The following is a 16512-nucleotide window of genomic DNA, read 5'->3' as shown; positions in this document are numbered from 1 at the left end:
TAGTACAATGTCAGTTTTAAACGGGAAAAAGATTTTACTGGGTGTATCCGGTGGAATTGCAGCGTATAAAACAGCCACTTTAGTACGACTTTTTATAAAAGCAGGTGCACATGTCCAAGTGATCATGACACCTGCTTCTAAGGATTTTGTAACCCCACTTACATTATCTACTTTATCAAAAAATCCAGTACATTCAAGTTTCTTTAATCAGGATGATGAAGACGAAGTTTGGAACAACCATGTTGAATTAGGTCTTTGGGCCGATTTAATGCTGGTTGCGCCTGCTACTGCAAATACATTATCTAAAATGGCAACAGGAAACTGTGACAATCTTTTGGTTGCTGCTTATCTATCGGCAAAATGCCCAGTTTATTTTGCGCCTGCAATGGACTTAGATATGTACAAACATCCCTCAACTTTATCGAGCTTTACTGCATTAAAACAGTATGGAAATATTATGATTCCTGCTGAAAGTGGAGAATTGGCAAGTGGATTGTCTGGTGAAGGACGAATGGCTGAACCTGAAAATATTATAGCCTTTTTAGAAGCAGATTTAGAAAGTAAATTGCCTTTAAAAGGAAAAAAAATGCTGATTACTGCTGGTCCAACATACGAAGCAATAGATCCAGTACGTTTTATTGGGAATCATTCTTCTGGAAAAATGGGATTTGATATTGCTAATGAAGCGGCAAGTTTAGGTGCAGAAGTATTTTTAATTGCTGGCCCGACACATTATAAGGCAAAAAGCAGTTTGATAAAAGTTGTAGATGTAGTTTCTGCTCAAGAAATGTACGATGCTTGTCATCTATATTTTAATGAAGTTGATGTTACGATTGCAGCTGCGGCTGTTGCAGATTACAGGCCGAAATTTGTTGCAGATCAAAAGATTAAGAAAAATACAGAAGAATTTTCAATTGAACTTGAAAAGACAAAAGATATTTTGTCTTCGTTAGGAGCTATCAAAAAGAATCAGTTTTTGATAGGGTTTGCATTAGAAACTGAAAATGAAATTGAAAATGCTAAGTTGAAAATTCAGAAAAAAAACTTAGATTTGATTGTTTTAAATTCCTTACAAGATAAAGGTGCTGGTTTTAAAAAAGAAACCAATAAAGTAACGTTTATTGATAAAAATTTTGAAATTGAACCAATGGAATTAAAATCAAAAGAATCTGTTGCGGCTGATATTTTGAATAAAGTTATTCTGCATTTTTCAAAATCATAAATTGAGAATATACGCCGAAAACATAATTTGGAAACAACTTATGTTTGTAAAATTAAATATATAGACGATTATGAATAAAATAGTTACACTATTAGTATTTTTAAGCTTTGGTTTTGTGCAGGCTCAACAGCTAAACTGTACAGTAACTATCAATACAGAACGTCTAACAAACCCAAATAATCAGGTTTTTAAAACGCTTCAGACTTCTTTGTCTGAATTTGTAAATAAAACCGATTGGACTGGTGCAACTCTTAAACAGAATGAAAGGATCAACTGTTCGATGTATATTACTTTGTCATCAAACAGTTCAGATCAATTTACAGGAACAATTCAGGTTCAATCTTCAAGATTGATCTTTAATTCTACTTATTCTTCTCCAGTTTTAAATTACAACGATAAAGATTTCAATTTTAGATATACAGAGTACGAACCGCTTTTGTTTAATCCGACTACTTATGAGTCAAATTTGGTTTCCGTTGTATCCTTTTATTGCTATTTAATTTTAGGAATGGATGCTGATACTTTCCAGATGGGAGCAGGAAATCAGTATCTTCAAACTGCACAAAATATTGCCAATGTAGCGCAACAAGGCGGATTTAAAGGCTGGAGTCAGGCAGACGGAATTCAGAATCGTTATTACTTAATTAACGATATGATTGCGCCAACATACAGTGATTTACGCCAGGTAATGTTTGCTTATCATAATGGTTTAGACGGAATGACCGTTGATTTAAAAGCTTCTAAAGAAAAAATAAAATCTTCATTAATGCTTATTGGTAAATTGAATTCGGTTAAGCCAAATGCTTTTATAACCCGAGTTTTCTTTGATGCAAAATCAGATGAAATTGTTTCTATTTTTTCTGGCGGGCCAAGTATTACAATTACCGATTTAACAGATGTTTTAAATAAAGTGTCTCCGTTAAATTCTAGCAAATGGTCACAGATTAAATATTAAAATCTGTTTTCAAATTTATAATCTTCCTTAATCTTTATTTTTATAAAATTGCCCTATGATTACATCACTGTCAATTAAAAATTATGCTCTTATTGAAAAGCTATCTATAGATTTTTCTAAAGGTTTTTCTATAATTACAGGGGAGACAGGAGCAGGGAAATCTATTATTTTGGGAGCGATCGGTCTTGTTTTAGGAAAGAGAGCTGATTTGACCTCGTTAAAAAATAAAGAAGAAAAATGTGTTATTGAAGCACAATTTGAAATTGGAAAATACAATTTAAAAGAGTTTTTTGAAGCTAATGATTTAGATTATGAAGATGAAACAATCATTAGAAGAGAAATTTTGCCTTCAGGTAAATCTCGTGCTTTTATAAATGACAGTCCTGTAAATCTTCAAGAATTGCAAGATTTGAGTTTGTATTTGATTGATATTCATTCGCAACAGCAAACTCAGGAATTATCGGAAGAAAATGTTCAGTTTAAAATTATTGATGCCATTGCAAATAATGGAGAAATAATTGCTGAATATCAAAAACTGCTTAAATCTTATAAGTCAGATAAATCGAAATTGAATGCTTTGCTTAAAAAACAAAGCGATGCTGGAAAAGAGCAAGAATACCATACATTTTTATTGAATGAATTGGTTGCCGCTCAATTAAAATCTGGAGAACAAGAAGAATTAGAAGCTGACTACGAAAAGCTAAATAATGTTGAGATAATTAAAGAATCTCTAGATAAATCTTTAGCAATTGCAAATGAAGAGCAATTTGGTGTTTTTCATAATTTAAATGAAATTAAAAATGCATTGCAAAAAGTAGCTCCTTTTTCTGTAGAATATCAAAATTTATTTGAAAGAATAACAAGTTTAACTATTGAATTTGATGATATTTCGAAGGAATTAGTAAACTGTTCAGAAAAATTATTGAATGATCCAGTGCAATTGGAGTTAGTAAGTCAAAAATTGCAATTGATTTATAATTTGCAGAAAAAACATCAGGTAAGTTCTGTAGACGATTTGCTTCAGATTCAGTCTGATTTAGGAAATTCTTTATTAGAGCTTGATAATATGGATGAAGAAATAGCTTCCTTGTCTAAATTTATCGAAGAAAAAGCTTCTGAACTAGATGATTATGCATCTAAAATACATGAAAATAGAGTAAATGCAATTCCGAAATTATCAGAACAGTTAATTTCAATTTTAGAAACATTAGGAATGCCGAATGCTCGTTTCAATATTGAGTTGCTTCCTTCGGAAACGTATTTTCAAAACGGAAAAGATGAATTACAATTCTTGTTTTCTGCCAATAAAGGAACCGATTTTGGTTTATTAAAAAAAGTAGCTTCTGGCGGAGAAATGTCTCGTATAATGTTAGCTGTCAAAGCAATTTTGGCTAAATATTCCAAATTACCAACATTGATTTTTGATGAAATTGATACTGGAGTTTCTGGAGAAATTGCAATTAGAATGGGTGAGATTATGAAAGAAATGAGCTCAACAATGCAGATATTTGCTATCACGCATTTACCGCAGATCGCCGCAAAAGGAGATTCTCACTTCAAAGTTTCTAAATCTACTATTGGAGACGATACACAGTCAGAGTTAAGGCTTTTATCACAAGAAGATCGAATTATCGAAATTGCTCAAATGTTATCTGGAGCAAATATTTCAGATTCGGCTTTAAATCATGCAAAACAATTACTGAATTAAAATACCACAATGGAAAGTCTAAGTTTTTACGAAAATCAGTTTATAAAAGCAGATTCGTTAATTTCTGAGGGAAACTCAGCAGATGCCAAAGAATTGCTGGAAGAAATACTATCTCAGTATCCTGATTTTGGAAAAGCACACAATCATTTAGGATGGATTTATTACAATAAGTTAAGCGATTTCGAAAAAGGAATTTACCACTATAAATTGGCCATGAAATTTGATCCTAAATATCCTGCGCCATATCTAAATTATACTTATTTGCTAATTGATATTGGAAGATATGAAGAAGCAAAAAAGCATATTGATTTTACTAAAGCAAATTTAGAAAACGCTGATAACTCTTCTTATAACAGTGAATTAGGTAGAATGGCGGAGTACGAAAACCAATATACTGACGCTTATAACTTTTATAAAGAAGCCAAGAAAAATGCATTAAACCCAAATTTTATTGACAATATGAGCGCTAATATGAAAAGGGTTAAGGATAAAATGTCTATTTTTGAAAAATTAAAACTGAAATTGAAATAATACAAAAAAAAATAATTGCAAGATGATTATAGAACCTAGAATGAGAGGATTTATTTGTTTGACTGCCCACCCAACGGGAGCTGAGCAAAATGTAAAAAATCAAATCGAATACGTAAAATCTAAAGGAGAAATCGCTGGTGCTAAAAAAGTTTTAGTAATTGGTGCTTCTACAGGTTTCGGATTGGCTTCAAGAATTACTAGTGCTTTTGGTTCTGGTGCATCAACAATTGGAGTGTTTTTTGAAAAACCACCAGTTGAAGGAAAAACAGCTTCTCCGGGATGGTATAATTCTGCAGCATTCGAAAAAGAAGCTAGTAAAGCAGGTTTATATGCAAAAAGTATTAACGGTGATGCTTTCTCAAACGAAATCAAAAGAGAAACGCTAGACTTAATCAAAGCTGATTTAGGACAAGTTGATCTTGTAATTTATAGTTTAGCTTCGCCAGTACGCACAAACCCAAATACAGGTGTTACGCACCGTTCAGTTTTAAAACCTATTGGACAAACATTTACAAATAAAACTGTTGATTTTCATACCGGAAAAGTTTCAGATGTCTCTATTGCTCCTGCAAATGAGGAAGATATTGAAAACACTGTAGCAGTTATGGGAGGTGAAGACTGGGCAATGTGGATTGATGCTTTGAAAGCTGAAAATTTATTAGCTGAAGGAGCTGTAACAGTTGCTTATTCTTATATAGGACCATCATTAACTGAAGCAGTTTACAGAAAAGGAACAATCGGTCGTGCAAAAGATCACTTAGAGGCTACTGCATTTACTATCGAAGATTCTTTAAAATCTATTGGTGGAAAAGCTTATGTTTCTGTAAATAAAGCTTTAGTTACTCAAGCAAGTTCTGCAATTCCAGTAATTCCATTATATATTTCTCTTTTATACAAAATCATGAAAGAAGAAGGAATTCATGAAGGATGTATCGAGCAAATTCAGCGCTTATTCCAAGACAGGTTATACAATGGTTCTGAAGTTCCTGTTGATGAAAAAGGAAGAATCAGAATTGATGATTGGGAAATGCGTGAGGACGTTCAAGAAAAAGTAGCTAAATTGTGGTTAGAAGCAACTACAGAAACATTGCCAGAAATTGGTGATTTAGCTGGTTATAGAAGTGATTTCTTGAATCTATTCGGATTTGAAGTGCCTGGTGTTGATTATAATGCAGACACAAACGAAGTTGTAGAGATTGAAAGTATCAAATAACAATATTTTACTAAGTAAAACGAAAAACCATCAGCCAAAAGTTGATGGTTTTTTTGTTAATATACCATATCTTTGTTAAAATTTTACAACATTAAAAATATACCCCTTAATAACGCGCATTCTGCTATGATTTTTTCTTTAATTATACCCGTGTATAATCGTCCTGATGAAGTTGATGAGCTTTTGGAAAGTCTCTCAAAATCTGATTATAATGAAGCTTTTGAAATTGTTCTTGTCGAAGATGGATCTTCAATTCCATGTCGAGACGTGGTGATGAATTATCAAGGAAAATTAAATATATCATATTATTTTAAAGAAAATTCAGGACCGGGAGATTCCAGAAATTTTGGGATGGAGAGGGCGAGAGGCGATTATTTTATCATTTTTGATTCAGATTGTATTATTCCGTCGCAATATTTGACAGAAGTTCGAAAAGAATTAGATAGCAATTATGTAGATTGTTTTGGAGGGCCAGATAAAGCTTTAGATAGTTTTTCTGATATTCAGAAAGCCATCAATTTTGCTATGACTTCCTTTTTGACAACTGGTGGAATTAGAGGTGGTTCTGAGAAAATAAACAAATTTCAGCCGCGTAGTTTCAATATGGGAATTTCTAAAAAAGCCTTTGAAGCATCAAAAGGTTTTGGAAACATCCACCCAGGAGAAGATCCTGATTTGTCGATTCGTTTATGGAATTTAGGTTTCGAAACAAAGCTGTTTAAAGAAGCTTATGTGTACCATAAAAGAAGAATTGATTGGGAAAAATTTTCTATTCAGGTTAATAAATTTGGAATTGCAAGACCTATTTTAAATAGCTGGTATCCAGAACATAATAAATTAACTTTTTTCTTTCCTACCTTGTTTATTCTGGGATTATTATTAGCTTTTTTATTGTTAATTTTCAATATTGATATTTTATTACAATTATATTTCGTATATTTCGTTATAATTTTTCTTACAGCTAGTGTTCAGAATAAAAGTATTAAGATTGGATATCTATCTGTAATTGCAGTGTGGAAACAATTTTTTGGTTACGGAACAGGATTTCTTAAATCATATATTAAAGTGATTTTGTTAAAGAAAAAACCACAGGAAGCTTTTCCGCGTATGTTTTTTAAATTATAAGAATGACAAAAGTTATTGGTCTTACAGGAGGAATTGGCAGTGGTAAAACAACTATTGCGAACTATTTTGAAGAAATGGGCGTTCCTGTTTATATCGCTGATGATGGTGCCAAAAGAGTAATGCAATCAAAAAATATTCTCGCAGAAGTAAAATCTGCTTTTGGTGGCAGTATTTTTGATGGAGAAGTTTTAGATAGAGCAAAATTAGCTCAGATCGTTTTTAATGATAAAGAGCAATTAGGAAAATTAAATGCAATTGTGCATCCAGCGGTAAAAAGTGATTTTGAGGCTTGGATGAAAAAGTATGAAAATCATGATTATGTTATGTACGAAGCAGCCATTTTATTTGAAAGCGGACGTTATAAAGATTGTGATGTAATTATAACCGTTACGGCCCCAGAAGAAGTAAGGATAGAACGTGTTATAAAGAGAGATAAAACTACTAGGGAACAAGTTTTAAGTAGAATGAAAATGCAGTGGAATGACGAAAAACGAATTTCTGAGAGCAATTTCGTGATTAATAACAATAATCTTAAAAATGCTAAAGAAGAAGTTGTTAAAATTCTTAAAATTTTAAATATAAAACAAAAACAGTCTTAAATGTTAATATTTGGTTAATGTATTATTTAGTATATTGTTAAAATATTAATTTTGTTTCGATGAATAAATTATTTTTTAGAATACTTGTTTTACTGATGAGTCTGTCCTTGATAGGGATAATTCTGGTACAAGTGTTTTGGTTCAATTCTTCGTTCAAAAATAATGAAGAGCAATTTAAATACCACGTTACTCAAGTAATTGGAAATGTTGCAGATAAGCTTGAGCAACAAGAAGAGTACAGTTTCTATGACAAATACAACCGTATAAAAGACAGTACGGGGAAAATTCCAAAAAAAGAAGATTTACTGGAAGTGCTTTATGTGCAAAGAAACCCAAAAACAAATAAAACAATTGTTTATTCAAGCACGTTAACATCTGAAGATTATGACATCAATGGGTCGCTTTTTAATAAAAAGTTCAGTAGTGAGCGTTTTAAAAATTTTAGTTCAAAAAGGGTAACTGAGGTTTATAACAACAACAACGGTATCGATAATAATAATTTAGGACAAAGTATTATTCCTGATCTAAAAATTGAAAAATCAGGAAGTTTAGATATTCTAAATAAAGTTCAACAGCAGATTCAATATAAAGATATTGCGGCTTTAACTCCAATCGAAGGGAGGATTACAAAAGACAAGCTTTATAAATTATTGAAGAAAGAACTGGAAGAATATGAGGTTAAAACGAAGTTCGAATTTGGGATATATAGTAGTGGAATTCCAACCAAGATTAAATCTGATGGATTTCATTCTTTAGATAAAGAAGCAACTTACAGTATTCCTATTTATACGGATAATGAAGGGAATAGTAGGTATGAATTATCGGTCACTTTCCCGCATAAAAAGAAATTTTTATTATCTGAATTGTTAAGTATAACTATTTTATCTATAGTTTTTACATTAATTATTATAGTTGCATACACAAGTGCGTTAAATCAATTATTGCGTCAGAAGCATATTTCTGAAATCAAAACCGATTTTATTAATAATATGACGCATGAGTTTAAAACTCCAATTGCAACCATAAATTTAGCATTAGATGCTATAAGAAGTCCAAAAGTTATTGAAGATAAAGAAAAGGTTTATCGTTATCTTCAAATGATTAGGGACGAAAATAAAAGAATGCACGCTCAGGTTGAAAATGTACTGCGTATTTCTAAACTAGAAAAGAGAGAGCTTGATATTACAAAAGAACCAACCGTGGTTACAGATGTAATTGATGATGCGATAGAGCACGTAAACTTAATTCTAGAAGACAGAAAAGGTACTGTAGTAAAGCATTATAATGCGGCAAGAACAACCTCTTTGATAAATGAAGTTCACTTTACAAACGTGTTGGTTAATATTTTGGAAAATGCCATTAAATATTCACCCGATGAACCAGAAATCGAAATCTTTACTGAGAACATTAAAGATATGATTTTGATAAAAGTGAGAGATCATGGGTTAGGAATGAGTAAGATAGCTCAAAAACGAGTGTTTGAGAAGTTTTACAGAGAACATACTGGAGATCTTCATAATGTGAAAGGACATGGTTTAGGACTTGCTTACGTAAAGAGAATAGTAGAAGATCACAATGGTCAAGTATATGTAGAAAGCGAAAAAGGAAAGGGTAGCACCTTTATAATAAAAATACCATTAATAAATTAAAATATGGAAAATACTAACAAAAGAATACTTTTAGTAGAAGATGACCTAAATTTTGGGGCGGTTCTTAAAGATTATCTAATGTTAAATGACTTTGAAGTTACTTTAGCTAAAAACGGTATGGAAGGTTTCGAAAAATTCAAGAAAGATGTATATGATTTATGTATTCTTGATGTCATGATGCCTTATAAAGATGGTTACACTTTAGCCAAAGAAATTAGAGAAAAGAACAGTGAAGTGCCAATTATCTTTTTAACAGCAAAATCTATGAAAGAAGATGTGTTAAAAGGTTATAAAGCTGGTGCAGATGACTATTTAAATAAACCTTTTGATTCAGAAGTTCTTTTAATGAAAATTAAAGCAATCATTCAAAGAAAATCTGCTGATACAAAAGCTGAGCAAGTTCAGTTTGAGTTTAACATTGGTAAATTCCATTTAAATTCAAAACTTAGATTCTTGACTTACCAAGATGAAGAGCCAATTAAATTATCTCCAAAAGAAAATGAATTGCTTAAAATGTTAATTCTTCACGAAAATGATTTAATGCCGAGAGAATTAGCTTTAACTAAAATCTGGAGAGATGATAACTACTTTACTTCAAGAAGTATGGATGTTTACATCGCGAAACTGAGAAAATATTTAAAAGCAGATGAAGATGTTGAAATCTTAAATATTCACGGTGAAGGATTCAGATTAGTTGTAAAAAGCAAAGTTACTGAATAATTGAAATTCACTTAAATAATATAAAAAGCTCTGAGAAATCAGGGCTTTTTTTGTTCATTAATCCAAAATTTTTGATTTATTTTTTTTGATATAAGTTTTCTTGTAATTGTTTGATTTTTAAATTAGTAGCTATGGTTTTGTAAGTTCTGCTAATATTTCTAAAATTTATTTTGATGAATTTTCTTTAAAATAAATTTGGAAAATCAAAAAACAATTCTGAATATTTGCAGACGAAAAAAATAATAACCTTTTAAAACGAAGAAATAGTGTTTGTACTTACATCAACATCTCAGAGCTTTACACCAAATGGTTTTGGTGAAGTAATTCTTCGTGGCTTATTTCAATCTTAGAAATACATTTTTAGATATATAAAAAAGCCCGAAGACTATAAGTTTCGGGCTTTTTTTTATTCTAGACACTTCAAAATTTTCCCGAAAAAAGATTAAAAATTTATCCGAACGGATAAAAAATTCAGCGCACTAATGTTTCATTTTGAATTTTATGAAACTTAGAACTCATTAGTACGCCCAAAATAAAATAATTAAAAAATTTATGGGAAATAAATTATCTGGAAAAGACCTGATTAAATTGGGTTTTCCAAAAAACAATTCAATAAACATCGCCTTAGGGCAAATAAACAGATATAGAAAAAGAGAAAAAAAGGAATCTATTCTAACAGAAGCAAAAGACGTACTGTTAAATCCTGAAAAATATGAAGGAAACGGAACATGGGGAAAAGTTGCTGAAGGTTTAATCAAACCTGTTCAAGTAAGAATGCATCAGTTAAAAACAACCAGAGCGCCTTTTGCGATTTTTGGCGAAAATGAAATTGATCAGCAAGCAAAATTTCAGTTATATGATTCATTGAAACTTCCAATTTCGGTTGCAGGAGCTTTAATGCCAGATGCGCATTCAGGCTACGGATTGCCAATTGGCGGAGTGTTGGCGACTGATAATGCGGTTATTCCGTACGGTGTTGGGGTTGATATCGGATGTAGAATGAGTCTTTCGATTTTTGATTTGCCAGCTTCTCATTTCAAAGGAAGAGAACATCAATTAGAAGCAATTTTAAGAGATAATACCAAGTTCGGAATGAACGAAGTGCAATCTTCAAGAGTCGATCATGAAGTTTTTCATAAAAGTGAATTTCAGGATATTCCGTTGTTAAAAAATCTTTTACCAAAAGCTTACAAACAACTAGGAAGCTCAGGTGGAGGAAATCATTTTGTAGAATTTGGAATTGCAAAAATTGATAATCCGGAGAATGAATGGAAATTGGAAAAAGGAGAATATTTTGCTGTTTTATCACACAGCGGCTCCCGCGGATTGGGAGCTAATATTGCAAAACATTACACTTATCTAGCGACTAAACAATGTCCGTTGCCGAAAAATGTTCAGCATTTAGCTTGGCTGGATTTGAACACACATGATGGTCAGGAATATTGGCTGGCTATGAATTTGGCTGGAGAATATGCAAAAGCTTGTCATGATGATATTCACAGAAGAATTGCCAAAGCAATCGGGAAAAGAGTAGTGGTAACGATAGAAAATCATCACAATTTTGCTTGGAAAGAAATGGTAAACGCTCAGGAATGTATTGTGCATAGAAAAGGAGCGACACCTGCAGGTGAAGGTCAGTTGGGAATTATTCCCGGTTCGATGACAGCGCCAGGATTTATTGTGAAAGGAAAAGGAAATGCTGAAAGTTTGAATTCGGCGTCGCATGGCGCGGGACGTTTGTTTTCTAGAGCTAAATGTAAGAGCAGTTTTACGCAAAGTCAGATTAACAAAGAATTGAAGAAACACGATGTGACTTTGATAGGCGGGAATATTGACGAAGCTCCAATGGCTTATAAAGACATTGAAAAAGTAATGGCAAACCAAACAGATTTAGTCGAAGTTTTAGGAACATTCACGCCTAAAATTGTTAGAATGGATCGCTAAAAATTAAAATTATGGAAAGATTTCAAGACGAAAACAAATGGTTGAGAAGCTTTTATAATGAGATTTTGGTTAAATGTCCAAAATGCGAATCGAAAGCAGCTGTTAAAGAAGAATTAAAGGAAAAATGTGAATGCGGAAAATGTCACAGTATGGTTTTTGAATGCAAAAATTGCTTTTATAAAATAAAACAGGCTGTGTATCAATACGTCGCTTTTGGCAAAGAGTATTGTAATAATTGCTACGAAAAATTTGAATACCAGTCACAACCATTAAAAGAGAAACCTTTAACGTACAAAACGAAATGTCCTCATTGTAATTTTCAAGAGGAATGGAAAACGAAAACATATAGAGTTAGAGAAGAATCAAAACTTGACAATGGTTTAGCGAGAGAAATGTGGTATGATTTACCGCTTTGGTTTCAAAAGGAAGTTAACGGAAATCTTTTCTGGGCTTACAATCTCAATCATATTGATTATTTGGAAAGATATATTAAAGCAGATTTGCGAGAAAGAAACAATGAAGGAAGTGGTAATGGAACTATGGTTTCTAGACTTCCGCAGTTTGTAAAAGCAGCAAAAAATAGAGAAAAGCTGCTTAAAATTTTAAAGAAATGGAAAGAATAATTCAGATAACAGCGGGTCGCGGACCTGCAGAATGCACTTGGGTGGTTGCCCAAGTGCTTAAAAAAGTTTTGGAAGAAGCGCAAGAACAGCAATTGGAAACGATTTTACTGCAAAGAGAAGCTGGAATTGAAAACGGAACTGTAGAAACAGCTTCGATTGCTATAAGAGGAAAAAATGCAGATCGATTTGTGAATTCTTGGATTGGTACTATTCAATGGATTGGTCAAAGTCAGTTTAGGAAAATGCACAAGCGTAAAAACTGGTTTATTGGAATCTTTGAAATTGAACAACAGAAAGATAGCTTGTTTTCTGAAAACGATATTCAATATCAGGCAATGCGAAGCTCGGGAGCAGGAGGACAGCACGTAAATAAAGTGAGTTCTGCTATTCGAGCAACTCATATTCCAACAGGAATTGCAGTAGTTTCAATGGACAGCCGTTCGCAACATCAAAACAAAAAACTGGCAACAGAAAGATTAATTAAAAAACTAGAAGACGAGAAATTGCTTCAGCTTAAAAATCATATAGGAAAACAATGGGAGAATCAGCTTAATATACAACGAGGAAATCCTGTGAGAGTTTTTACTGGAAGTGATTTTAAAAAGAATAAAGTAGAGAAAAGTTACAAAGGAACCCGTCAGAAACTAAAAAACGATTTACGAAATGAGCATAATTAAAAAGTTGGTCGCAAAAAACAATGCTTATATGCGAATTATATGTGACCAAAAAAACAATAAATATCGACACATAAAATGAAAACAATTGATAAATACCTTTTTCAAGCTTTGGACAATTACCCTTATTCACTTGAAGAAACTATAGAATCTTTGGATTATGCTTTTTCTTATGATAATAAAAATACAATGGTTTTGTGTTTATACGGAAGAATTCAGGCAGAACAATTAATGAATTATGAAGAAGCGAAATCTTATTTTCAGGAAGCTTTAGCGATTAATATTCATGCTCTTGAAGTTTATCCGTATTATTTGCAGACTTTAATTGTGAATGAAGATTTCGAAGAAGCTCAAAAATTGATTGAGTTTGCTTTGACTATTAAAGGAATAAATAAATCTATGATTTTTGTAAAGAAAGCCGTTTTGTTAGAAGTGCAGCATAAATTTAAAGAAGCTTTGAAAGAAATTAAGCAAGCAAAATTATATTCTATTCAACACGATTATGATTCTGGGATTAGTGAAGTAGAAAAACGAATCAAGGATAAAGTAGATTTGTTGGAAAAAAAGAAATCTAAAGAAAAGAAGAAAAAATCTAAAAAGAAATCGAAATGATTTTAAACAAAAAAACGATGCAAAATTGCATCGTTTTTTTTTAAAATACACAAAGTTTGTCATTTCGACGAAGGAGAAATCTTCGCAAGTAACTCCATAAAGATGACTCTCGATGCGGAGCTACTGGAGGAGATTTCTCCTTCGTCGAAATGACAAGATTGTGGAAATAGCAGAGAAATTTTATTTCCAGTGTAATTCTAATGCAAAACAATTTTTATCACCTTTTGTAATGCTGAATGTTGTTGCTGAATGATCTTCATTTTCATTTTCGTGAATAACAACCTGATCGTTTAGAGAAAGTTCTTTTAGAAAATTCATTTCGAAGCTTTTAACTTCTTGTTTAAGAATTCTTTTTGCATCAACATGATCTAGACACCATTCCAGATATTTTACATTATTTGCATGATTTACAATATCTAAATCAGATAAATAAACCGTTTTTTTGAAAACTGATTCTTTATCAGGATTAATGTTAATTCTAGAGAAACCTTCAACAGTTGCTCTATTATCTGGGTAAAGTTCAAAATGTTCATAAGGCAAAGCCAAAGCTTCTGGGCGGCGTGCTTTGGTATTAAAAACAGCCCAATAAGTTTCGCTTCCAACAATCTTTTTTCCGTTTACATACATCTCAAGCGCACGAACCGAACGTGAATTTTCAAGACTATTAATCCAAGTTTTTACTGTTACAACATCTTGCCATTTTGGTAAAGCAGTTATTTCTACACGCATTCTGCTTAAAACCCAAGCTTGATCAAATTCCTGCATATCTGTAAAACTGATTCCGCCAACTTCAGAGTGTGCAGCAGCGGTAAGCTGTAAAAGATTGCACAAATCGGTATATTTTAAGTAGCCGTTTGGCGTACATTGTGTAAAATTAATTTCCCAGTCTTTACTTAAAACTGATGTGAAATTTGGTGATATAGGCATTGCTAATTTTAGATTTTAGATTGTTGATTTTAGATTTTTCCTGCGGAAAATAGAATAAAGATGAAAGAGAAAAGACTCTGTTTACTTTAGAAGATTTTCTATGTAATTTATGATTTCTTTTCTATCTGTTGCGTAATCAAACCATTTTGTATTTTCGTTTCTTTTGAACCACGTTAATTGTCTTTTAGAGAATCTTCTTGTGTTCTTTTTTATTTCTTCAACTGCGAATGGCAAAGAGAATTCTCCGTTAAAATAACTAAATAATTCTCTATAGCCGACTGTTTGTAAGGCATTTAACTCTTTGTTAGGATAAAGTGATTTGGCTTCTTCCAACAATCCCATATCCATCATAATATCGACACGCTGGTTGATTCTGCTATAAATGATTTCTCTGTCGGCGTCTAAGCCAATTAAAATAGGAGTGAAGTTTCTGTTGTTTTTCTTCAAATTTAGAAATGAAGAATATGGTTTTTGTGATCCAATGCAAACTTCTACAAAACGCATCATTCGTTGTGGATTTTGTAATGTTTGTGGATTTTCAATTGCTATTTTTTGATAATAATCTGGATCTAAATTTTGTAATTGCTCTTGAAGATATTCGATTCCCAACTTTTCATAGTTTGAATTTACTTCAGATCGAACTTCCGGATTTATTTCTGGAAATTCATCAAAACCTTTTAAAATGGCATCGACGTACAAACCTGATCCTCCAATTAAAATTGCAAAGTCATTATTTTGATATAATTCTTCTAGTCTTGAAATTGCGTCTTTTTCGTAATCGCCAACGGTATAATTTTCGAAAATAGATTTGTTTTGAATAAAATGATGTTTCGCTGCATTTAATTCTTCTTGATTTGGAACGGCGGTTCCAATCGTCATTTCTTTAAAAAACTGACGGCTGTCGCAAGAAATAATTTCGCATTTAAAGTGTTGTGCCAAAGCAATGCTTAAGGCAGTTTTCCCGATAGCTGTTGGTCCGACAATGGTTATAAGGTACTTCATATTTTTTAGCCCAGATGGAAATGTAAACTCCGGACTTATATTTGTTTGTTTTTTTTGGAATAAAAGAGCGACCAGCGGAAGCTCCTTTTGTGACTTAAAAAAACAACAAAGATAAGGAGGAGTTGCAATGTACAGCTGGATTAGCTTCTTATTTTAATTATTTGGCAATTCTGTCCCGCATTGATAACAATATTTAGCATTGTCAAAATGGACTTGAGACTGGCATTTTCTGCATGTTTTTTTACTATTTACAGCATTGTTTTTCAGACTGCTTTTTGCAAATTCGGCTGTGACAATTCCTGTTGGAACTGCAATTATTCCGTAACCTAAAATCATTACAAATGCTGCAATAAATTGACCTAAAGGAGTTTGCGGAGAAATATCTCCATAACCAACTGTTGTCAAAGTAACAATTGTCCAATAAATACCCATCGGGATACTTGTAAATCCTGATTCTTTTCCTTCAACCAAGTACATTATTGATCCAATAATTATGGTGCTGATTAAAACGAAATAAATAAAAACTAGGATTTTTTCTTTACTTGCATCAATGGCTTCTTTTAATTGTAAAGATTGATGATTGATTTGCGGAATATGTAAAATTTTGAACAATCGAAGAAAACGTAATGCTCTTACAATAGATAAAATACTTGCCCCAGGAAAAAATATCGATAAATACATTGGTAATACAGCCAGTAAATCGATGATTCCGTAAAAGCTGAAAATGTATTTTATTGGTTTTTGAATGGATATAATTCTCAGAATATATTCAATCGTGAAAAATATCGTAATTATCCATTCGCAAATTAATAATTGTTCGTGATATTTATAACTAATTCCTTGAACAGTATCGAGCATTATTAAAAGAACACTAAGCAAAATCAAGCCCAAAAGAATTAAATCGAACATTCGCCCTAAGATGGTATCTGTGCCATAAAGGATAATTTTGACTTTTTCTCTGAAATGCTCGTATTTTGTTTTTTTGTTTTTCATATCTTATAAGATGAT

The 16512-nt window shown here is 32.0% G+C and carries 16 protein-coding genes; 13 read left to right on the top strand and 3 right to left on the bottom strand.

Going from position 1 to position 16512, the window contains the following annotated elements; all coding sequences use genetic code 11:
- The first annotated feature begins 7 nt into the window (after positions 1-7).
- From coaBC to OD917_RS10790, 13 genes are all read left to right on the top strand, one after another.
- Positions 8-1222, top strand: coding sequence for a bifunctional phosphopantothenoylcysteine decarboxylase/phosphopantothenate--cysteine ligase CoaBC (coaBC, locus tag OD917_RS10850; protein ID WP_263523543.1), 1215 nt, complete (start codon positions 8-10; stop codon positions 1220-1222).
- Positions 1223-1292: 70 nt separating this feature from the next.
- Positions 1293-2177 (top strand): DUF4835 family protein, encoded by an 885-nt coding sequence (locus OD917_RS10845; protein WP_263523542.1) that lies wholly within the window; start codon positions 1293-1295, stop codon positions 2175-2177.
- Positions 2178-2232: 55 nt separating this feature from the next.
- Positions 2233-3885, top strand: a complete 1653-nt coding sequence (gene recN, locus OD917_RS10840; protein WP_263523541.1) for a DNA repair protein RecN — start codon at positions 2233-2235, stop codon at positions 3883-3885.
- A gap of 9 nt (positions 3886-3894) precedes the next feature.
- Complete coding sequence (locus tag OD917_RS10835) at positions 3895-4416, top strand: tetratricopeptide repeat protein (protein WP_111290206.1); 522 nt, start codon at positions 3895-3897, stop codon at positions 4414-4416.
- A gap of 22 nt (positions 4417-4438) precedes the next feature.
- The gene (fabV, locus tag OD917_RS10830; RefSeq protein ID WP_263523540.1) at positions 4439-5629 is read left to right on the top strand and encodes an enoyl-ACP reductase FabV; all 1191 of its coding nucleotides are present in this window, start codon (positions 4439-4441) and stop codon (positions 5627-5629) included.
- A 126-nt stretch (positions 5630-5755) separates the two neighbouring features.
- Positions 5756-6754 carry a glycosyltransferase gene (locus OD917_RS10825; protein WP_263523539.1) on the top strand — a complete coding sequence of 333 codons (999 nt, stop codon included), beginning with the start codon at positions 5756-5758 and terminating at the stop codon, positions 6752-6754.
- A gap of 2 nt (positions 6755-6756) precedes the next feature.
- Positions 6757-7353, top strand: a complete 597-nt coding sequence (gene coaE, locus OD917_RS10820; protein WP_263523538.1) for a dephospho-CoA kinase — start codon at positions 6757-6759, stop codon at positions 7351-7353.
- Positions 7354-7412: 59 nt separating this feature from the next.
- Entirely contained in the window at positions 7413-9002 is a 1590-nt protein-coding gene (locus tag OD917_RS10815; protein WP_263523537.1) for a sensor histidine kinase, read from the top strand.
- 3 nt (positions 9003-9005) lie between these two features.
- Positions 9006-9722, top strand: coding sequence for a response regulator transcription factor (locus OD917_RS10810; protein WP_111290216.1), 717 nt, complete (start codon positions 9006-9008; stop codon positions 9720-9722).
- Between the two features lie 552 nt (positions 9723-10274).
- Positions 10275-11666 carry an RtcB family protein gene (locus OD917_RS10805; RefSeq protein ID WP_263523536.1) on the top strand — a complete coding sequence of 464 codons (1392 nt, stop codon included), beginning with the start codon at positions 10275-10277 and terminating at the stop codon, positions 11664-11666.
- A gap of 11 nt (positions 11667-11677) precedes the next feature.
- Positions 11678-12289, top strand: coding sequence for a hypothetical protein (locus tag OD917_RS10800; RefSeq protein ID WP_263523535.1), 612 nt, complete (start codon positions 11678-11680; stop codon positions 12287-12289).
- Positions 12277-12966, top strand: coding sequence for a peptide chain release factor H (gene prfH / locus OD917_RS10795; protein WP_263523534.1), 690 nt, complete (start codon positions 12277-12279; stop codon positions 12964-12966). Before OD917_RS10800 ends, prfH begins: the two co-directional genes overlap by 13 nt.
- A 75-nt stretch (positions 12967-13041) precedes the next feature.
- Positions 13042-13575, top strand: a complete 534-nt coding sequence (locus OD917_RS10790; RefSeq protein ID WP_263523533.1) for a hypothetical protein — start codon at positions 13042-13044, stop codon at positions 13573-13575.
- A 180-nt stretch (positions 13576-13755) separates the two neighbouring features.
- On the opposite strand, the gene OD917_RS10785 is transcribed toward OD917_RS10790, so the two are convergent.
- From OD917_RS10785 to OD917_RS10775, 3 genes are all read right to left on the bottom strand, one after another.
- Positions 13756-14502 (bottom strand): acyl-[acyl-carrier-protein] thioesterase, encoded by a 747-nt coding sequence (locus OD917_RS10785; RefSeq protein ID WP_263523532.1) that lies wholly within the window; start codon positions 14500-14502, stop codon positions 13756-13758.
- Between the two features lie 81 nt (positions 14503-14583).
- Positions 14584-15504 (bottom strand): tRNA (adenosine(37)-N6)-dimethylallyltransferase MiaA, encoded by a 921-nt coding sequence (gene miaA, locus OD917_RS10780; protein ID WP_263523531.1) that lies wholly within the window; start codon positions 15502-15504, stop codon positions 14584-14586.
- A gap of 153 nt (positions 15505-15657) precedes the next feature.
- A complete protein-coding gene (locus OD917_RS10775) occupies positions 15658-16497 on the bottom strand; it encodes an ion transporter (protein ID WP_263523530.1) in 840 nt (279 codons plus the stop codon).
- Positions 16498-16512 lie beyond the last annotated feature (15 nt).

The organism is Flavobacterium sp. SH_e (assembly GCF_025717045.1).
GTDB lineage: Bacteria > Bacteroidota > Bacteroidia > Flavobacteriales > Flavobacteriaceae > Flavobacterium.
The sequence above is the reverse complement of the archived record's forward strand: the minus strand, read 5'-3'. Positions and strand labels throughout refer to the sequence as shown.

Excerpts from the sequence above, each read along its gene's own strand:
- OD917_RS10810 (WP_111290216.1), top strand. The coding sequence starts at position 9,006 with ATGGAAAATACTAACAAAAGAATACTTTTAGTAGAAGATGACCTAAAT.
- prfH (WP_263523534.1), top strand. The coding sequence starts at position 12,277 with ATGGAAAGAATAATTCAGATAACAGCGGGTCGCGGACCTGCAGAATGC.
- OD917_RS10825 (WP_263523539.1), top strand. The coding sequence starts at position 5,756 with ATGATTTTTTCTTTAATTATACCCGTGTATAATCGTCCTGATGAAGTT.
- OD917_RS10845 (WP_263523542.1), top strand. The coding sequence starts at position 1,293 with ATGAATAAAATAGTTACACTATTAGTATTTTTAAGCTTTGGTTTTGTG.
- OD917_RS10835 (WP_111290206.1), top strand. The coding sequence starts at position 3,895 with ATGGAAAGTCTAAGTTTTTACGAAAATCAGTTTATAAAAGCAGATTCG.
- OD917_RS10800 (WP_263523535.1), top strand. The coding sequence starts at position 11,678 with ATGGAAAGATTTCAAGACGAAAACAAATGGTTGAGAAGCTTTTATAAT.
- recN (WP_263523541.1), top strand. The coding sequence starts at position 2,233 with ATGATTACATCACTGTCAATTAAAAATTATGCTCTTATTGAAAAGCTA.
- coaE (WP_263523538.1), top strand. The coding sequence starts at position 6,757 with ATGACAAAAGTTATTGGTCTTACAGGAGGAATTGGCAGTGGTAAAACA.
- miaA (WP_263523531.1), bottom strand. The coding sequence starts at position 15,504 with ATGAAGTACCTTATAACCATTGTCGGACCAACAGCTATCGGGAAAACT.
- OD917_RS10785 (WP_263523532.1), bottom strand. The coding sequence starts at position 14,502 with ATGCCTATATCACCAAATTTCACATCAGTTTTAAGTAAAGACTGGGAA.
- OD917_RS10805 (WP_263523536.1), top strand. The coding sequence starts at position 10,275 with ATGGGAAATAAATTATCTGGAAAAGACCTGATTAAATTGGGTTTTCCA.
- OD917_RS10775 (WP_263523530.1), bottom strand. The coding sequence starts at position 16,497 with ATGAAAAACAAAAAAACAAAATACGAGCATTTCAGAGAAAAAGTCAAA.
- fabV (WP_263523540.1), top strand. The coding sequence starts at position 4,439 with ATGATTATAGAACCTAGAATGAGAGGATTTATTTGTTTGACTGCCCAC.
- coaBC (WP_263523543.1), top strand. The coding sequence starts at position 8 with ATGTCAGTTTTAAACGGGAAAAAGATTTTACTGGGTGTATCCGGTGGA.
- OD917_RS10815 (WP_263523537.1), top strand. The coding sequence starts at position 7,413 with ATGAATAAATTATTTTTTAGAATACTTGTTTTACTGATGAGTCTGTCC.
- OD917_RS10790 (WP_263523533.1), top strand. The coding sequence starts at position 13,042 with ATGAAAACAATTGATAAATACCTTTTTCAAGCTTTGGACAATTACCCT.